20 protein-coding genes are annotated in these 16048 nt (G+C 41.4%); 17 read left to right on the forward strand and 3 right to left on the reverse strand.

Annotation, left to right across the window (positions count from 1 at the left end; translation table 11 throughout):
- Positions 1 to 21 precede the first annotated feature (21 nt).
- Complete coding sequence (locus tag C7384_RS08115) at positions 22 to 177, forward strand: hypothetical protein (protein ID WP_165806772.1); 156 nt, start codon at positions 22 to 24, stop codon at positions 175 to 177.
- 53 nt (positions 178 to 230) lie between these two features.
- On the opposite strand, the gene C7384_RS03625 is transcribed toward C7384_RS08115, so the two are convergent.
- Positions 231 to 962, reverse strand: coding sequence for a type 1 glutamine amidotransferase (locus C7384_RS03625; RefSeq protein ID WP_089938553.1), 732 nt, complete (start codon positions 960 to 962; stop codon positions 231 to 233).
- On the reverse strand, positions 962 to 2320 hold the full coding sequence (locus C7384_RS03630; protein WP_089938550.1) for a Mur ligase family protein: 1359 nt from the start codon (positions 2318 to 2320) through the stop codon (positions 962 to 964). Before C7384_RS03630 ends, C7384_RS03625 begins: the two co-directional genes overlap by 1 nt.
- Before the next feature lie 134 nt (positions 2321 to 2454).
- Between C7384_RS03630 and C7384_RS03635 the strand changes: the two genes are divergently transcribed.
- From C7384_RS03635 to C7384_RS03695, 13 genes are all read left to right on the forward strand, one after another.
- Positions 2455 to 3048, forward strand: coding sequence for a thymidine kinase (locus C7384_RS03635; RefSeq protein ID WP_089938548.1), 594 nt, complete (start codon positions 2455 to 2457; stop codon positions 3046 to 3048).
- Positions 3049 to 3056: 8 nt separating this feature from the next.
- A complete protein-coding gene (gene prfA / locus C7384_RS03640; RefSeq protein ID WP_089938546.1) occupies positions 3057 to 4133 on the forward strand; it encodes a peptide chain release factor 1 in 1077 nt (358 codons plus the stop codon).
- Positions 4133 to 5035 (forward strand): peptide chain release factor N(5)-glutamine methyltransferase, encoded by a 903-nt coding sequence (gene prmC, locus C7384_RS03645; protein ID WP_243400710.1) that lies wholly within the window; start codon positions 4133 to 4135, stop codon positions 5033 to 5035. The genes prfA and prmC overlap by 1 nt, the downstream gene beginning before the upstream one ends.
- Positions 5025 to 6047, forward strand: a complete 1023-nt coding sequence (locus tag C7384_RS03650; RefSeq protein WP_089938542.1) for an L-threonylcarbamoyladenylate synthase — start codon at positions 5025 to 5027, stop codon at positions 6045 to 6047. Before prmC ends, C7384_RS03650 begins: the two co-directional genes overlap by 11 nt.
- 19 nt (positions 6048 to 6066) lie before the next feature.
- Positions 6067 to 6630, forward strand: coding sequence for an LOG family protein (locus tag C7384_RS03655; RefSeq protein ID WP_089938630.1), 564 nt, complete (start codon positions 6067 to 6069; stop codon positions 6628 to 6630).
- A gap of 179 nt (positions 6631 to 6809) precedes the next feature.
- Positions 6810 to 7079, forward strand: coding sequence for a phosphocarrier protein HPr (locus C7384_RS03660; RefSeq protein ID WP_089938540.1), 270 nt, complete (start codon positions 6810 to 6812; stop codon positions 7077 to 7079).
- Positions 7080 to 7168: 89 nt separating this feature from the next.
- On the forward strand, positions 7169 to 7882 hold the full coding sequence (gene tsaB / locus C7384_RS03665) for a tRNA (adenosine(37)-N6)-threonylcarbamoyltransferase complex dimerization subunit type 1 TsaB (RefSeq protein ID WP_089938537.1): 714 nt from the start codon (positions 7169 to 7171) through the stop codon (positions 7880 to 7882).
- A complete protein-coding gene (rimI, locus tag C7384_RS03670; protein ID WP_089938534.1) occupies positions 7866 to 8411 on the forward strand; it encodes a ribosomal protein S18-alanine N-acetyltransferase in 546 nt (181 codons plus the stop codon). The genes tsaB and rimI overlap by 17 nt, the downstream gene beginning before the upstream one ends.
- Positions 8401 to 8814 (forward strand): GNAT family N-acetyltransferase, encoded by a 414-nt coding sequence (locus tag C7384_RS03675; RefSeq protein ID WP_089938531.1) that lies wholly within the window; start codon positions 8401 to 8403, stop codon positions 8812 to 8814. The genes rimI and C7384_RS03675 overlap by 11 nt, the downstream gene beginning before the upstream one ends.
- Positions 8807 to 9823 carry a tRNA (adenosine(37)-N6)-threonylcarbamoyltransferase complex transferase subunit TsaD gene (gene tsaD, locus C7384_RS03680; RefSeq protein WP_089938529.1) on the forward strand — a complete coding sequence of 339 codons (1017 nt, stop codon included), beginning with the start codon at positions 8807 to 8809 and terminating at the stop codon, positions 9821 to 9823. The genes C7384_RS03675 and tsaD overlap by 8 nt, the downstream gene beginning before the upstream one ends.
- A gap of 103 nt (positions 9824 to 9926) precedes the next feature.
- Positions 9927 to 10577, forward strand: coding sequence for a redox-sensing transcriptional repressor Rex (locus C7384_RS03685; protein WP_089938527.1), 651 nt, complete (start codon positions 9927 to 9929; stop codon positions 10575 to 10577).
- Positions 10578 to 10583: 6 nt separating this feature from the next.
- Complete coding sequence (locus C7384_RS03690; RefSeq protein ID WP_089938525.1) at positions 10584 to 11621, forward strand: lipid II:glycine glycyltransferase FemX; 1038 nt, start codon at positions 10584 to 10586, stop codon at positions 11619 to 11621.
- Positions 11622 to 11711: 90 nt separating this feature from the next.
- Positions 11712 to 12536 carry a Cof-type HAD-IIB family hydrolase gene (locus C7384_RS03695; RefSeq protein WP_089938523.1) on the forward strand — a complete coding sequence of 275 codons (825 nt, stop codon included), beginning with the start codon at positions 11712 to 11714 and terminating at the stop codon, positions 12534 to 12536.
- 9 nt (positions 12537 to 12545) lie between these two features.
- Here C7384_RS03695 and C7384_RS03700 read toward each other — a convergent pair whose 3' ends face one another.
- Positions 12546 to 13031: an FUSC family protein gene (locus C7384_RS03700; protein ID WP_089938521.1), complete on the reverse strand. Its 486-nt coding sequence runs from the start codon at positions 13029 to 13031 to the stop codon at positions 12546 to 12548.
- Positions 13032 to 13111: 80 nt separating this feature from the next.
- Here C7384_RS03700 and C7384_RS03705 point away from each other — a divergent pair, with 80 nt between their 5' ends.
- The 3 genes from C7384_RS03705 (at position 13112) to groL (ending at position 15961) form a co-directional block, all read left to right on the forward strand.
- A complete protein-coding gene (locus tag C7384_RS03705) occupies positions 13112 to 13855 on the forward strand; it encodes a nitroreductase family protein (RefSeq protein WP_089938519.1) in 744 nt (247 codons plus the stop codon).
- 100 nt (positions 13856 to 13955) lie between these two features.
- The gene (gene groES, locus C7384_RS03710) at positions 13956 to 14240 is read left to right on the forward strand and encodes a co-chaperone GroES (protein WP_089938517.1); all 285 of its coding nucleotides are present in this window, start codon (positions 13956 to 13958) and stop codon (positions 14238 to 14240) included.
- A gap of 101 nt (positions 14241 to 14341) precedes the next feature.
- Positions 14342 to 15961 carry a chaperonin GroEL gene (groL, locus tag C7384_RS03715; RefSeq protein WP_089938515.1) on the forward strand — a complete coding sequence of 540 codons (1620 nt, stop codon included), beginning with the start codon at positions 14342 to 14344 and terminating at the stop codon, positions 15959 to 15961.
- Positions 15962 to 16048: the final 87 nt, after the last annotated feature.

Raw genomic sequence — 16048 nt, forward strand, 5'->3', positions numbered from 1 at the left:
TGTTAGCAGTAGGAGAGATAAATGGACAAATGGATATTATTTTTCTTATGGGTGATTTTTGCCATGACAGTTTCTACCGTTGGTCTAATACTAATTATGCGTTGGTATTACCGGGAAGTTGCGAAGGTAAAAAAAGCGCAGGAGTTAAACGATAAAAACGATAGTCAAAATAAATAGAACAGTAAAAAGCTCGATTGGTGTTTACGCCAATCGAGCTTTTAGTATTAAACTTAGAAACTTTCGGCTGGAACTGTCGCTAATTTTTCTTTCCAATCGATGTCAGGATATTTACGAGATAGGGCGGTTGCCAAGACCCGCTTGGCTAAGTTACCGTTGCGAGTGAAAATCGGTCCATGGAAGTATGAACCGTAGACGTTGTGGTAAATAACGCCTTCACTCTGATCCATACCGTTATTTCCTTGGCCCTTGGTGACTTGGCCTAAAGCCCGCTCACCTTTACCTAAGAAGGTGCGACCCTGATGATTTTCAAAACCATGGTAGGTCTCACCAGTTTCATCGTTTTTAATGGTAATGTCACCAGTTAGGCGCTGCCCTTTTAAGGTCTGCACTTCATCAGCCGTCATGTTAGTGGTGTAGTGGTCCATAACACCGATACCATCGACCTTGGAACCATCGGCCATTTCCATGTAATGGCCTAGCAATTGGAATCCGCCACAAACAGCTAGCAGAGGACCATCATTTTCAATGTAGTCTTTAATTTGACCGGCTTTATTTTTTAAATCGTGAGCAACAATCGTTTCCTCATAATCTTGCCCACCCCCAAAGAGGACAAAATCATAGTTGTGGCCGTCAAAATCATCATTAAGAGAAACTAATTCAACATTAATTTGGACCCCAATTTGTTTGGCGTAATACTTGAGGGCAATAATATTGCCGTAATCGCCATAGGTGTTCATTAAATCACCGTATAAGTGAGCGATGTTCAGGGTATAGTCGGCCATTAGAATTCCTCCTTAATGTATCCTTGTGCTCGTAATTGTTCGCGTAATTGTAACATTGCTGTATAAGTAGCGGCAATATAAACTTTTTTAGTTGGCATTTTAGTAATTGCTTCGGTAATTTTACTTAGATCAGGATAAGTTCCCTCTAAGTGAAAATCAGCCATCTTTAAACGAACGGTAATGTCTTGATAGCGTTGTCCACCAGTAGCTACTGCGGTTAATTTAGCGTTATGCAAGTTTTCAAACTCAGCATCCCAAATCCAACTCGTATCAATTCCATCGGCATAATTAGCATTCAATAGGGTAATGAGCGAAAATGGCTCGGGGTCAGTCATCATCATGTCAATCACCGAGTTAGTACCCACTGGATTTTTAATGAGTAAAATGGTGACATCTTTATCCTTGACCTGAATAGATTCTTGCCGGCCAAAAATTTGCGCATTTGATTCAAAAGCAGTTTTGATGTCACTGGGTTTAACATCAAATTCTCGACCAACCGCATAGGCGGCTAGGGCGTTATAGATGTTGTAAAGCCCGCCAATTTCAATTCGTAAAGGCGTATTGTCAATCGAAAATTCAGAAAATTTAGGATTGAGCTGATCAACACTGGTCACTCGGTAGTCCAACTGAGGACGGACAAAATTATCGGTAACACTAAAATATTTACCTAAATTGGCGTAAGTAATGAAATTGTAGTGTAACACCGAGTTATCAGTTGGTGAAAGAATCCCGTCGGTGTTGTTGGGCGCCTTAATATCTTGATAATCGGCTGGCGCAACATTATCAAGGCCATAGAAAATACGATGATTATTGAAATTACCACGGGCAAAAATTGGTGAATCAGCGTTGGTTAAGACCACGGCATCGGGTGCCTTGCGAATTCCAGCAACAATTTTGAGGTAGGTTGTGTAAATTTCGCCGTAGCGGTCTAGCTGGTCTCTGAAAATATTGGTTAAGACAAACATCTTGGGTGGAATCGCTTGGGCAATTCGTTCCACGTTGGCCTCATCAACTTCTAGTACGGCCACCGGCTTCTTGCCGTTGGGCGATGGCTTAATTGGCGTGGTTAGTAAAGTACCTGTGATTCCCTGGACCATGTTGGAACCAGACGGATTCGTAATAACCGAATATCCACCGGCTTCTAGTACTCGGGTAATTAAGGCCGTGGTTAGTGTTTTTCCGTTGGTGCCAGTGACAATTACCAAATCAAAATCATTAGATAGTTTGTGTAAAATATCGGGATCAATGGCAACGGCTAGTTTACCTGGTAAACTAGTGCCACCTCGATGCAAAATGTCACGTAAAAACCAGTGACTGCTTTTGGCGCTGAATTTAGCTAAAGTACTCTTAATGGTCATGATATCCCCACTTTCATGGCTACTATTCTACCACGTTTTGCTAGATTCTACAGGATGGCAACTGGTGTTTGAGTCGCCATTTAGAAGTCGTATTGTTATAATATGTAAGGATTATAGACAAAAGGATGTATTAAATGGCGCAGTTGTATTTTGAATATGGAGCAATGGGTTCTGGTAAATCAATTGAGATTTTAAAAGTGACTCATAATTACGAGTTACAGGGACGGGAAGTTTTATTAATGACGCCCTTGGTTGATGATCGCTATGGGGTTGGTAAAGTAACAAGTCGGATTGGCTTGTCACGGACAGCTCAGGTTATCGACCCAAAAGAAGATTTGTTTGCAACAATTTCAGCCAAACAAAATCCTAATTTGGCTGCGGTTTTAATTGATGAAGCCCAGTTTTTGACTGCTGCCCAAGTCGACCAGCTGGCCTATGTGGTTGATCGATTAAAATTGCCGGTGATGACTTTTGGTCTAAAGCAGGATGCCTTTAACCAACTTTTTGAAGGGTCTAAGCGTTTACTGGAAGTGGCTGATAAATTAGAAGAAATGAAAACAATTTGTTCTTTTTGTGGTAAAAAAGCAACCACCCAGTTACGAATCGTTAATGGAAAGCCTCAGTATTCTGGGCAACAAGTCTTGATTGGTGGGGATAGTACGTATATGCCAACCTGCCGTTACCACTGGTATCATCCAATCATTGAAAAAATTAGGACGGAGGAATAAGTACGGTTATGGATAATATTTTTGCCCAGTTACAAACAGTGGTTGATCGTTATGATGAGTTAAATCAAATGTTGGCCGATCCCGAAGTTATGAATGATTCTCAAAATTATATGGCTCTTTCTAAAGAAGCCGGTGGTTTGCGGGAGACTGTGGAAAAATTTAAAGAATATGAACGAGTTGTTCAAGAAATTGCCGATGCCCAGGAACTACTTAGTGATGATGAAATGGCTGATTTGGCCAAGGAAGATCTAGCTCAACTACGTCCGCAAAAAGAAAACCTTGAAGAAACGTTGAAGGTCTTAATGTTACCCAAAGATCCTAATGATGATAAAAACATCATTATGGAAATTCGAGGAGCCGCCGGTGGGGATGAATCTTCGCTATTTGCTGGGGATTTATTAAACATGTATCGTCGTTATGCTGAAAGTCAAAACTGGTCAGTTGAAATCGTTGATGAAAGTACGACAGAAGTTGGCGGTTATAAAGAAGTCGTCTTGATGATTAGTGGTACGCAGGTCTTTTCCAAGTTGAAATTTGAAAGTGGTGCCCATCGCGTGCAAAGAATTCCAACCACGGAAACCCAGGGACGAGTGCATACTAGTACAGCTACGGTAGGGGTTATGCCTGAATTTGAAGAAGTTGAAATGGATGGATTGATTGATCCTAAAGATGTTCGTGAAGACGTTTACCGTTCCAGTGGTGCTGGAGGACAGCACGTCAATAAGACTAGTTCAGCCATCCGCTTGACCCACGAACCGACCGGTATTACCGTTGCCATGCAAGATGAACGCTCCCAGCAGCAAAACCGTGCCCGCGCCTGGAAAATTCTAAACGCTCGTGTTTATGATCATTTTGCGCAACAAAATGAAGCCCAGTATGCTGCCCAACGTAAAAACGCAGTGGGTTCGGGTGATCGTTCCGAACGAATTCGGACTTATAATTATCCGCAAAATCGAGTGACCGATCATCGAATTGGTTTGACATTAAATAAATTAGACCGAATCATGAACGGAGAATTAGCTGATATTATTGATGCCTTAGTCTTGGCCGAACAAACAGCTAAATTAGCGGCGCTGAATCAATGATGATAAATAATAATGCCGGGAAAAGTCAGCCAGTTAAAATTTCAATTTTAGAAGCTCGAAAATGGGCTTTAACAGAGTTAACGGCAGCTGGTTTAGATGAAAGTGAGTCAGCTGATAATATTGATTTTTTGCTGACCGGGGCACTAGGTATCAATTATGGTATGCTGCGTGCCAATATAACGCGAATGCTACCTGAAAATATTAGTCAGGTTTGGCCACAATGGATCGCTGGACTGATTAATCGGCGGCCCCCACAATATTTACTTGGTTTAGCTCCTTTTTATGGCCATGAATTTATGGTTGATGAACGGGTGTTAATCCCGCGTCCTGAAACCGAACAGTTAGTTGAGTGGATTTTAAAAGATTTAAAACCGGGGATGGATACGCTTAAAGTGCTTGATATTGGTACCGGTAGCGGGGCAATTATTGAAACACTGTTGTTGGCTGATGCACGTTTGCAGGGAATGGCCTTGGATATCTCAGAAGCGGCTTTAAATGTGGCTCAGCGTAATGCTCAACGCCTAAATGTAGCCCATATTAGCTTCATCCAATCTGATGTTTGGCAGAATTTAGATCAACAGGCCCAATTTGACATTATTGTGTCCAATCCCCCTTATATTGATGTTAACCAGCAGGCTAAAATGGATCAAAGTGTTAAAGATTATGAACCTGATTTGGCCTTATACGCTAATAATCAGGGCTTAGCTATTTATCAAACGATTGCCCAGGATTTAGGACAACATCTAACGGCAAATGGTCGGGCTTATTTTGAAATTGGCTATGATCAGGGACCGACTTTGGTGGAACTTTTTCAGGCAGCAGTGCCGGATGCCGAAGTTACCTTAAAACAAGATTTTTCCGGTTTAGACCGGATGATTAGAGTAAAACGTCATGGAAACTAAAAAATTTACAACTTTACCAGCCGATTTGCAAGCTGCGGCTCAACTAATTCAACAGGGTCAAGTAGTGGCTTTTCCAACTGAAACGGTATATGGATTGGGGGCCAATGCCCTAGATGAAACTGCCGTACAAAAAGTCTTTACGGCTAAGGGCCGTCCAGCCGATAATCCCTTGATTATTACTGTTGATCAAATTGATCAGGTAGCCGATTTAGCTGTGATTTCACCGACAGCCCGCCAGTTAATGGATCAATTTTGGCCGGGTTCTTTAACGATTATTTTGCCAATTCAAATCGGTAAAGTGTCACCTTTGGTTACCGGTGGATTAGATACGGCGGCTTTTCGGTTGCCAGATAATCAAGCGACCCAGGAGCTAATTCGTTTGGCTGGTACGCCAATCGTAGGGCCTAGTGCTAATACTTCTGGTAAACCTTCACCGACCACAGCGGCCCATGTTTGGCATGATATGCAGGGTAAAATTGCGGGGATTGTTGATGATGGACCAACAACAGTCGGGGTTGAATCAACGGTGATCGACCTGTCAACCAGTCAGCCAACCATTCTTAGAACCGGCGCCGTCACGCAAGAAGAGTTGAGTCAGGCCTTGGGCCAAAGCGTGATTGATGCTACTAGTGCCAAAGCAATCGCGGATAATCAGACACCTAAAGCACCGGGCATGAAATATCGCCATTATGCACCGGATAAGCCGGTTGTTGTGTTTGATCCTTTGGATATTGCGGAGTTAAAGTTGGCTTTAAAGCCAGCTGACGTTGTATTAGCCTTAGAAGAGGAATTGGATATTTTGGCTTTACCTGGTCAGCAAACTTGGTCTTTAGGCTCGTCTATAATGAATGCTAGTGAGCAATTATTTGCCGGCTTACGTTATTTTGACGACCGGGATAGCGTCCAAACAATTTATGTGGAACGGATGCCAGAAATGGGTCTCGGTCGAGCATTTAACAATCGATTATCCAAAGCAGCGGGCAATCAATTTTTTATACCAAAGGAAGGATAGGAGAGCTGCAATGAAACAAATTGAATCAATTGCCGTCTATTGTGGTGCTTCAACTGGTAACAAAGTTAGTTACCAAACAGCGACAAAAGAGTTGGCACAATGGTTAGTTAACAATCACTTGGCTCTGGTCTATGGTGGGGGCGGTTTTGGTTTAATGGGTATTTTGGGTAGCACTGTCTTAGCGCTGGGTGGCCATGTACCTGGCGTAATCCCGCAAGAGTTATATGATCGTGGAACGGCCCTTCCTCAACTAAAAGATCTAACCGTGGTGGCAGACATGTCCACTCGTAAAAAAACAATGCTGGCTAAAGCCGATGCTTGTATCGCTTTACCAGGTGGCCCGGGTACCCTAGAAGAAATTGCAGAAGCATTTTCCTGGGCACTTTTGGGCGATAACGCTAATCCTTGTATTTTTTACAATGTGGCTGGTTATTTTGATGTATTAGAAAAGTTTTTTGATGAAATGGTTCAAGCTGGTTTCCTTTCTAAAAATAATCGTGCGGCTCTATTTTTCTCAGATTCTTTAGCTGAAATTTGGGATTTTATGCAAGATTATCAAACCCCAGAAATTAGGAAATATTAGCCGAATGCGATAATTTGCATTTAATTTCACAGATAAATCCCGCTAACCCTTAACAGAGGTGCTATAATCGGTATTAACATAGTAGTAGCAGGACTTCAAAAGCTTTTCGCTTGAAATTTTGTAAGCGCTTTGCTAAACTGTAGAAGGATAGTTACGATAACTAAAAGGAGATTTTTATCATGGCAGAGACTAAGAGTTTTAATATTATTGCAGAGGCTGGAATTCATGCTCGCCCTGCTACATTGTTGGTTCAAGCAGCTTCTAAGTTCGTTTCTGATGTGACCCTTGCTTATCAAGGTAAGGAAGTTAACTTGAAGTCCATCATGGGTGTGATGTCTTTGGGTGTTGGTCATGGTGCCGACGTAACCATTAAGGCTAATGGTGCGGATGAAAAAGAAGCATTAGAAGTGATTACTAAGGTTATGGTTGATGAGGGCCTTGCCAAGTAAATCAGTTAAGTGATTACAATAATGATTGTCGCCTTGAGCGGCTTTTTTTATTGTTTTTCCGCTGGTTTGGCTGTGGTAAAATAAAAACTATGAAGATTTTAGCATTTGATACTAGTAACCAACCCCTGGTTGTGACTTTAGCGCAGGACACAGAGGTTGTACAACAATATGAAACCAACCAACCCCGGAGTCATTCGATTCAGCTGTTACCAGCGATTAAACAGCTACTACAAGAGCAGGACTGGCAGTTAACTGATTTAGACCGAATTGTCGTAGCTCAAGGACCTGGATCTTTTACCGGGCTGCGAATCGGCGTTACGGTAGGAAAAGTTTTAGCTGATACCTTAAATATTCCGTTAGTAGGGGTATCTAGTCTGGCTATTTTAGCTGCTCAAATACCAGGTGATAGTCTGGTTGTACCGATTTTTGACGCCCGTAACCAAAACGTTTTTACCGGTGTTTATCAAAACGGTGATAATCTCTTGGCTGATGGTCATTATCCAATTCAAACTGTCTTGGATTTCTTGGGACAAAAGTCAACTGCCGTAACTTTTTTAGGTGATGCTCAAAATTTTGCTGATTTAATTATGGATCAACTAAAGGATCAGGTCGTCACAATTTTAGCGCCGGAAGACAGTTTGCCTAATGGGGATGGAATTATTCGAATAGGCTTGAAGCAGACGCCAGTAGAAAATATTGCTGATTTTAACCCTAACTATCTCCGTAAAACGCAGGCCGAATTAAATTGGCTGGCGCAACATCCAGGAGAGGATCGTCCGGAAGATTATGTTTTCGAAGTCTAACGGTCGCAGTAATCATCCACTCATGCCTTTTCAAGTGTTTGAATCGCAGACGGTAGTTATTAGAGAAAACTGGTTTACTATTCGTTATGCCCAAGCTACTGATATTGAGCAAATGGTAGCAATTCAAGAGGCCGTCTATGATGGATATAGTCCTTGGCAAGCAGCTGATTTTTCTTTTGAACTACGTCATCCGGAAGATAGAATTTATCTGGTTGTTGAGCACGAAAACCGCTTAGTTGCTTTTATTGGTTTAGTTCAGCGGGCTTGGTATCATGACTTACATATTACCAATTTAGCCGTCTTACCAATTTGGCAAGGTCATGGGATTGGCGCCTTTTTATTGAAGATGGTTCAAAAATTAGGAGAAGAATTAAATTTACCAGCTACTTCTTTAGAGGTACGGGCTTCTAATCATATTGCTCGTCATTTATATGAAAAAATCGGGTATCAGACGATTGCGATAATTAAAGAATATTATCGTGATAATCACGAGGATGCCCTGTCGATGGTGTTAAATATTGATCGTTAAATTAGCGCAAATAAAAGATGCTCAAATAATTTATCAAATTGGCTTAGCTGCATTTGGTACGGAACAGTTACCTTTAAGTGTCATTGAACATGAAATAGCTAGCCCTCGGGCTAGCTATTTCATCAGTTCTTCAGGTTTTGTTGGCGTTACACATATCCTAGATGAGTTGGAAATCAACTATTTGGCCGTTGATCCCAAACAGCAAGGCCAAGGCCAAGGAAGGGCACTGCTAGAAGCAGTCTTAGCTTTGAGCGGTGTTCATCGTTTTTTATTGGAAGTTGCCGCTGATAATGTGGTGGCTCAAGCCTTATATCGAAAATTGGGTTTTTCAGAGTATTATCGACGGCGTGCGTACTATCGAAATGGAGAAGATGCCATCATGATGGAGAAGATTAATGACTAAAATAATTGCATTTGAATCTAGTGCTGATGAGACCAGTGTGGCTATTGTAGAAGATGGCCACACAGTGTTGAGTAATAGTGTGGCTACTCAGATTAATTCCCATCAACGTTTTGGGGGGATTGTGCCGGAAGTTGCTAGCCGGCATCATATTGAATGGATTAGTCGTGTTTTAGATGACGCTTTAGATCAAGCCCAGGTAAAACCTGATGAATTAGATGCTGTTGCCGTTACTTACGGACCAGGTTTAGTCGGCTCACTCTTAGTGGGATTAATGGGGGCGAAAACTTTTGCTTTAGCCCATGATTTACCAATTATTCCGGTGAACCATTTGGCTGGTCATATTGCGGCTGCGAATTTTAATCAGCCAATTCAATATCCAGCGCTAGCCTTAATGGTTTCGGGGGGACATACTGAGTTGGTCTTAATGCCAAAACAAAATCAATTCCAAGTTCTTGGTGAAACTCGTGATGATGCGGCTGGAGAAAGCTTTGATAAAGTTGGCCGTTTGTTAGGTCTAGCCTATCCAGCTGGTAAAGAAATTGATGAAATGGCTCATCGCGGTACAGCACAAATGAAATTCCCAACAGCCATGGCTCATGAAGATAATTATGATTTTAGTTTTTCAGGTTTAAAAAGCGCGGTCATTAATTATGTGCATCATGCTCAGCAAAAAAATGAAACAATTAATGCTGATAATTTGGCCTGTGCTTTTCAGAATGCAGTGGTTGACGCCTTGGTTGGCCGTACGCAAAAGGCTTTGGCTAATTATCCGGTTCGTAGCTTTATTTTAGCCGGTGGTGTCGCTGCTAATTCACAATTACGGGAAGCTTTGCAAACAATGTTAACCGAATTCCCTGAGACAACCTATATTCCAGTGCCCATTCAATACAGCGGTGATAATGCAGCAATGATTGGTGCAGCAGGTTTTTGGAACTATCAAGACCATGTTTTTGCTGGTCTAGACTTAAATACTAATCCTGGATTAGATTTTGAGTTGGGGGAGTTTTAAAAACATTGTGAAAGATTAGAGGTGTAATATAGGAAAGCCTCTATTTTGTGGTATACTGAATAAGTGTGTATTTCACAAACTTTATTAAACACAGGAGTTAATCATGCCAGAACAACCGAAAATACCTCGGGCAACCGCTAAGCGATTGCCAATTTATTATCGATATTTAACTTTTTTAAATGATGCTGGGACTCAGCGGATTTCATCAGCTGAGTTAAGCGATGCTACTAAATTTGATGCGGCTACGATTCGTCGTGATTTTTCTTACTTTGGTGCTCTAGGTAAGCGTGGGTACGGTTACGATGTTGAGGCCTTGTTAGAATTTTTTGCGAATGTCTTGGATCAAAATAGCTTAATCAATGTGGCTTTAATTGGGGTTGGTCATTTGGGACAGGCCCTCTTAAACTTTAATTTTCATCAATCTTCTAATATGCGGATTGCGGCAGCCTTTGATGTCGATTCAGAACGGATTGGTCACGTTTTTTCCGGTGTACCGATTTATAGCATGGAAGATTTACAAGAACAAATTGCTGTTCAACGTATTAATATTGCAATTTTGACGGTACCACAAGAAGTGGCCCAAGAAATAACCGACCAATTGGTAGCGGCTGGGGTAAAAGGGATTTTGAACTTTACGCCATTACGAGTAACGGTACCAACCGGTGTACGAGTTCAAAACGTTGATTTAACTAACGAATTACAAACATTGGTTTACTTTATTCAAAACTACGGTTCAATTACAACGGGGAATTAAAACGGAATGCCACTTTTAAATTTAGATGATCAAAAAAAGGTAGCCGAATATCAAAACTTTGTACGAACGGATCCACGCGGACAGGTGACACAAGACCCTTTGTGGGGCGACCTAAAGGCTAATTGGGGCCATGTTTACGTATACCATGAAACCAACGGTCAAATTGATGCGGTCATGACGGTCTTAACTGTTGAAGCGGTACCTGGTAAGCTTTTAGCCTATAGTGGCCGTGGACCGATTGCCAATCTAGATGATATTGATTTAATTAAGGCGTTAATCAAAGAAGCTCTGGCAGCTTTACCGGATAATGTATTTCTCTTACGTTTAGATCCTGAAGTGCCTTACTCAGACGAACTGGATGCTCGGTACCGTCAAGCTGGGTTCATTACGCGTAATCGTCAAATTGAGCACATGCACGGGAACATTCAACCTCGTAAAAACGTCGTACTCTACTATGATGGTCGGGGTGAAGGCGCTCAAAAAATCACCGATGAAGAAAGCTTGATGAAGCATTTTAAGCGAGACTACCGCAATCAAATTCGTCGTGCTGCTAAAGATGGCGTGGTGGTTACTAGTGGTGACAGCCAAGCCGATGTGGAAGCCTTTTTTGATACCTATGTTTTAATGGCCAAAGCCCAACAAATAACCCATCGCCCGCTTAGTTATTTCTTGCGTATGCAGCAGCTTTGGCAGGGAACAGGTTTCTTTAAAGTATTTTTAGCTCACTTTGACAATCAAGTGGTGGCTAGTGGTATTGGTTTTAGTTATGGTGATGAGATTTGGTATATGTATGCTGGTTCCAATCGTCAATATGCTAAACACTATGCTCCCTATGCCGTACAGTGGGAAATGCTAAAGTGGGGTCTAGCTTTAGGCAAAACTGAGTATGATTTTGGCGGCGTTGGTGATTTTGTACCAACCGACGGGCTCTACAAGTTTAAACATGGCTTTGCGTACCACGATCCGCACGCCGAATATATTGGTGAGTTGGACTGGGTAATTGATGAGCAAGGCTATCAAGAATACTTGAAGCAGTTTCAATAATGAAAAGCTGCGTTGGCCGTCTTTTTCTTTATCAAACCAATCCCACAGCAGCATTAAATGGATTTTTAATGTGAGTGGAAGGAGGAACAGATGACAATTAAAATGATTGCCACCGATATGGATGGTACCTTTTTAAAGAGTGACGATAATTATGATATCGACTATTCTGAAAAAGTACTGGCGGCCCTGCAAAAAAGAGAGATTCGTTTTGTAGCCGCTTCGGGAAGGCAAATTGCTAATTTGCGGACCTTATTTAAGCCGGTTATTGAACGGGGAGGACAGATTGATTACGTTGCCTCTAACGGATCGATTGTCGCTACGCATGAACAGGATTTATACTCTGTATATCTATCAGCAGCTCAAATTCAAAAGGTTATTGACTGGAATGCTGCTAATCCAGATTCGGCTGATAACCTAATTATTTTATCTGGAAATCAAGGGACCTATATTTCGAATCATGCCACTGGTCAGGTTAAAGAAATGGTTGAAATGTTTTATCCCAATGTCCACCAGGTTGAAAAATTAATGGCAATTGATGATAAAATCATCGGCGTTACTTTTGTTTGGCCACATGAAGAGGTTCGTGAGCACGCTGAGGCCTTGGAAAAAATATTTGGTGATGAGCTACATGCCACTGGTTCGGGCTTTGGCTCAGTTGATATTTTGCCTAAAGGGGTTAACAAAGCAACTGCTTTAGAAGTCCTACAGGATTACTATAATATCTTGGATGATGAAATCATGGTGTTTGGTGACAATACCAATGATTTAGAAATGTTGCAAAAGTATCCGCATCATTACTTGATGCCTAATGCGGATGACTTTATGAAAGAGAAAATTACTCAAAAGGCCGTTGCGCCTAATACTGAGAATGGTGTCATTAAAACTATTATTAAAGAGTTAAATTTGGATATTTAAAAAACAAGCCTATTCGGCTTGTTTTTTTGGTACATGATAACGGTTCACAGCGATTGCAAAAATGACGCCGATAAAGGTATCAGTAATCCGTTGAAAGACATAATTAGTGGTGGCGTTTAAGGGGATAGTTAATGAAATCATTAAGAGGGCGGCTAATCCACCGATAACTCCCTTGTTGTAGTTCATCGCATCTAAAATTACAATCACGGCCATGACAAAAATTGGTAAGAGTACCATTGAAACCCAAGGAGCATTATGAGTGGCCTGACGGGACCAAAAAAACAGCAAGGCAAAAGCACCACCAACAGTATTGGACATTAGCCGTATTTTAGAAAAATGAATGGTGTTATCCCAAGTTTCTCGTAAAGCAAAAATGCACGATAGGGCCGCAATAAAAGGTGGCCGTTGAAAAAAATGGAAGATAACAATGATGAGCATAACTGAAACACCAGTTTTAAGAGTACGCAACCCTAAGCGAAATTGTCCAAAATGCATTTACTATCTCCTGTAATCTTAGTTTATAGGTTATCATATAGTTTATTGTTTTTTTTTGAAATGAAAGGAATGTTTAACTTATGTTAAGAAATACTATTTTAGATTTAATGAATGACCATCAATCCATTCGAGCATTTACTGATCAACCGGTATCTCAAGAACAAATTGATACCATTTTAACGGCTGCTTTAGCGGGACCTAATATTCAAAATTTCCAACCCGTCACTTTTATTGAAATTACCGATCAGGCGTTGAAAGCTGAAATAACACAAGTAGTGGGGATGAAATATATTGAAACGGCCACGCGCTTTTTTGTAGTAGCAGTTGACTATAGCAAGGATTTAATTGGGTTGGATGCTGAGCAACAAGCCTTAGTTATTGAAAAATTAAAAAGCTATCAATTTTTTGAAGGCGGGGTTATTAGTGCCTCAATTGCCTTAGGTCGAGCGCAAATTGCAGCAGAATCGCTTGGGTTGGGTACCGTGACGATGGCTGGTGCGATGGGGGCTTATGAATTATATGAAGAACGGTTAAAGTTACCAGCTTACGTTAAGCCAATTATGGGCTTTTCACTCGGCTATCCTGACCAAAACCCAGGGGTTAAGCCCAAATTACCATTAGCTGGTAGCCTCATGAAAGACTATTATCGTCCAGCACAAATGGCCCAAGCAGTCGCTGATTATAATGAAACCATGCGACAATACTTTGCTAAACGTGGGATTGATAGTGATTGGACGCAGCACAACATTAAATTGTTTGGTAAGTTAACAACTAATCCTGGTTTAAGTGCTTATCCCCAGGCGAAAGGCTTTGATTTAAACTAAAATCTCTATTGACATGTAGCAGACTAATGCTATACTTATTGATGTAGGTTAGCACTCGATATAAAAGAGTGCTAAAAAGAAATTATTGGAGGTATACCCAATGTTAAAGCCATTAGGTGATCGTGTAATTATTGAAGTAGCTGATGAAGGCGAAAAGACGGTTGGTGGAATTGTGTTAGCTAGCTCAGCTAACGAGAAGCCTGTTACTGGTAAAGTTGTTGCCGTTGGAACAGGCTTGGTTGCTACAGATGGTAGTAAGCATGAATTAACAGTTAAGTCAGGCGATGAAGTTTTGTTTGATAAGTATGCTGGTCAAGAAGTATCCTTTGAAGGTCAAGACTACCTTGTCTTACATGAAAAAGACATTGTTGCTATTATCCAGTAAATTAATAATATTTAAATTATCAATCCATTGATTTGATTGGTTACTAAGTGCTTTCTTTACGGAAAGTTTTTTAATAAATTTATAAAAATAAGGAGCATATAATGGCAAAAGATATTAAGTTTTCAGAAGACGCTCGGGCAAAAATGAAGGTCGGCGTGGACAAGCTTGCTAATACGGTTAAGACAACAATTGGGCCTAAAGGACGAAATGTTGTCTTGGAGCAATCATTTGGTTCTCCTACTATCACCAACGATGGGGTAACCATTGCTAAGGCCGTTGAATTAGAAGATCACTTTGAAGATATGGGGGCCAAGTTGGTCGCCGAAGTTGCTTCAAAGACCAACGATATTGCTGGTGACGGTACCACAACGGCGACCGTTTTAGCGCAAGCTATTGTCGGTGAAGGATTAAAGAATGTGACGGCTGGGGCTAACCCAGTTGGTATTCGAGCTGGAATTGAAAAGGCTACTGCTGCTGCCGTTGCTAAGTTACATGAAATGTCACATACAGTTAGCACCAAAGATGAAATCGCCCAAATCGCTTCCATTTCAGCTGCTAGTGAAGAAGTTGGGGCTTTGATTGCCGAAGCTATGGAAAAGGTTGGTAACGACGGCGTTATCACCATTGAAGAGTCTAAGGGAATTGAAACAACCTTGAACGTTGTGGAAGGAATGCAGTTTGATCGCGGTTACATGTCACAGTACATGGTGACTGATAACGATAAAATGGAAGCTAATTTGGACAATCCCTATGTTTTGATTACGGACAAAAAGATTGGTAATATTCAAGATATTTTGCCCGTTTTGCAACAAGTCGTTGAACAAGGGCGTTCGATGTTGATTATTGCAGATGACATTATCGGGGAAGCTTTGCCAACCTTGGTTTTGAATAAAATGCGGGGAACTTTCAACGTTGTCGCAGTCAAGGCTCCTGGCTTCGGTGATCGTCGTAAGGCACAACTAGAAGATATTGCTATCTTAACTGGTGGGGCTGTGATTACTGATGATTTGGGCTTGAGCTTAAAGGATGTAACCCTTGAGCAATTAGGACAGGCCAACAAGATTAATGTTACCAAGGACAGTACAACCATTGTTGAAGGTGCTGGTAATAAGGCTGATGTGGCTACTCGAGTAGAAACTTTGAAGCAACAAATTGCTGAAACCACTTCAGAATTTGATCGTGAAAAGTTGCAAGAACGTTTGGCTAAGTTAGCTGGTGGTGTAGCTGTGATTAATGTTGGTGCTGCAACTGAAACCGAACTTAAAGAACGTAAGTACCGGATTGAGGATGCTTTGAACGCTACCCGTGCCGCTGTTGAAGAAGGTTTCGTTGCCGGTGGTGGAACAGCCTTGGTCAATGCCATTGATGCGGCTTCAGCTGTTAAAGCCCAAGGTGATGTTTTGACTGGTGTGAAAACAGTTGTTAAGGCTTTGGAGGCGCCAGTTCGTCAAATCGCTGAAAATGCTGGTTTGGAAGGGTCTGTCATTGTTAATAAGTTAAAGGAACAAAAGGAAGGCTTCGGTTATAATGCCGCCACTGATGAGTGGGTAGATATGATTGCAGCTGGAATTGTTGATCCAACCAAGGTTACTCGTTCAGCCTTGCAAAACGCAGCTTCAGTTTCAGCTTTGTTGTTAACAACTGAAGCAGTTGTTGCCGAGCAACCTAAAGAAGATGCACCGGCTGCGATGCCACAGGGTGGTATGCCAGGAATGATGTAATTTTCTTTTAAACAACAGCCTTAGGGCTGTTTTTATTTTGGCAGGGTATTTTATAAAAGCTATGATAAAATAACCATTATTGGAGGA

Origin of the sequence: Convivina intestini (assembly GCF_003096575.1) — a bacterium.
Taxonomy (GTDB): domain Bacteria; phylum Bacillota; class Bacilli; order Lactobacillales; family Lactobacillaceae; genus Convivina; species Convivina intestini.

What these genes read in the sequence shown, in the direction of transcription:
- C7384_RS03700 (WP_089938521.1), bottom strand. Translation starts at nt 13,031, where the DNA reads ATGCATTTTGGACAATTTCGCTTAGGGTTGCGTACTCTTAAAACTGGT.
- groES (WP_089938517.1), top strand. Translation starts at nt 13,956, where the DNA reads ATGTTAAAGCCATTAGGTGATCGTGTAATTATTGAAGTAGCTGATGAA.
- C7384_RS03705 (WP_089938519.1), top strand. Translation starts at nt 13,112, where the DNA reads ATGTTAAGAAATACTATTTTAGATTTAATGAATGACCATCAATCCATT.
- tsaD (WP_089938529.1), top strand. Translation starts at nt 8,807, where the DNA reads ATGACTAAAATAATTGCATTTGAATCTAGTGCTGATGAGACCAGTGTG.
- C7384_RS03660 (WP_089938540.1), top strand. Translation starts at nt 6,810, where the DNA reads ATGGCAGAGACTAAGAGTTTTAATATTATTGCAGAGGCTGGAATTCAT.
- tsaB (WP_089938537.1), top strand. Translation starts at nt 7,169, where the DNA reads ATGAAGATTTTAGCATTTGATACTAGTAACCAACCCCTGGTTGTGACT.
- C7384_RS03650 (WP_089938542.1), top strand. Translation starts at nt 5,025, where the DNA reads ATGGAAACTAAAAAATTTACAACTTTACCAGCCGATTTGCAAGCTGCG.
- groL (WP_089938515.1), top strand. Translation starts at nt 14,342, where the DNA reads ATGGCAAAAGATATTAAGTTTTCAGAAGACGCTCGGGCAAAAATGAAG.
- C7384_RS03625 (WP_089938553.1), bottom strand. Translation starts at nt 962, where the DNA reads ATGGCCGACTATACCCTGAACATCGCTCACTTATACGGTGATTTAATG.
- C7384_RS03695 (WP_089938523.1), top strand. Translation starts at nt 11,712, where the DNA reads ATGACAATTAAAATGATTGCCACCGATATGGATGGTACCTTTTTAAAG.
- C7384_RS03685 (WP_089938527.1), top strand. Translation starts at nt 9,927, where the DNA reads ATGCCAGAACAACCGAAAATACCTCGGGCAACCGCTAAGCGATTGCCA.
- rimI (WP_089938534.1), top strand. Translation starts at nt 7,866, where the DNA reads ATGTTTTCGAAGTCTAACGGTCGCAGTAATCATCCACTCATGCCTTTT.
- prmC (WP_243400710.1), top strand. Translation starts at nt 4,133, where the DNA reads ATGATAAATAATAATGCCGGGAAAAGTCAGCCAGTTAAAATTTCAATT.
- C7384_RS03690 (WP_089938525.1), top strand. Translation starts at nt 10,584, where the DNA reads ATGCCACTTTTAAATTTAGATGATCAAAAAAAGGTAGCCGAATATCAA.
- C7384_RS03635 (WP_089938548.1), top strand. Translation starts at nt 2,455, where the DNA reads ATGGCGCAGTTGTATTTTGAATATGGAGCAATGGGTTCTGGTAAATCA.
- C7384_RS03630 (WP_089938550.1), bottom strand. Translation starts at nt 2,320, where the DNA reads ATGACCATTAAGAGTACTTTAGCTAAATTCAGCGCCAAAAGCAGTCAC.
- C7384_RS08115 (WP_165806772.1), top strand. Translation starts at nt 22, where the DNA reads ATGGACAAATGGATATTATTTTTCTTATGGGTGATTTTTGCCATGACA.
- prfA (WP_089938546.1), top strand. Translation starts at nt 3,057, where the DNA reads ATGGATAATATTTTTGCCCAGTTACAAACAGTGGTTGATCGTTATGAT.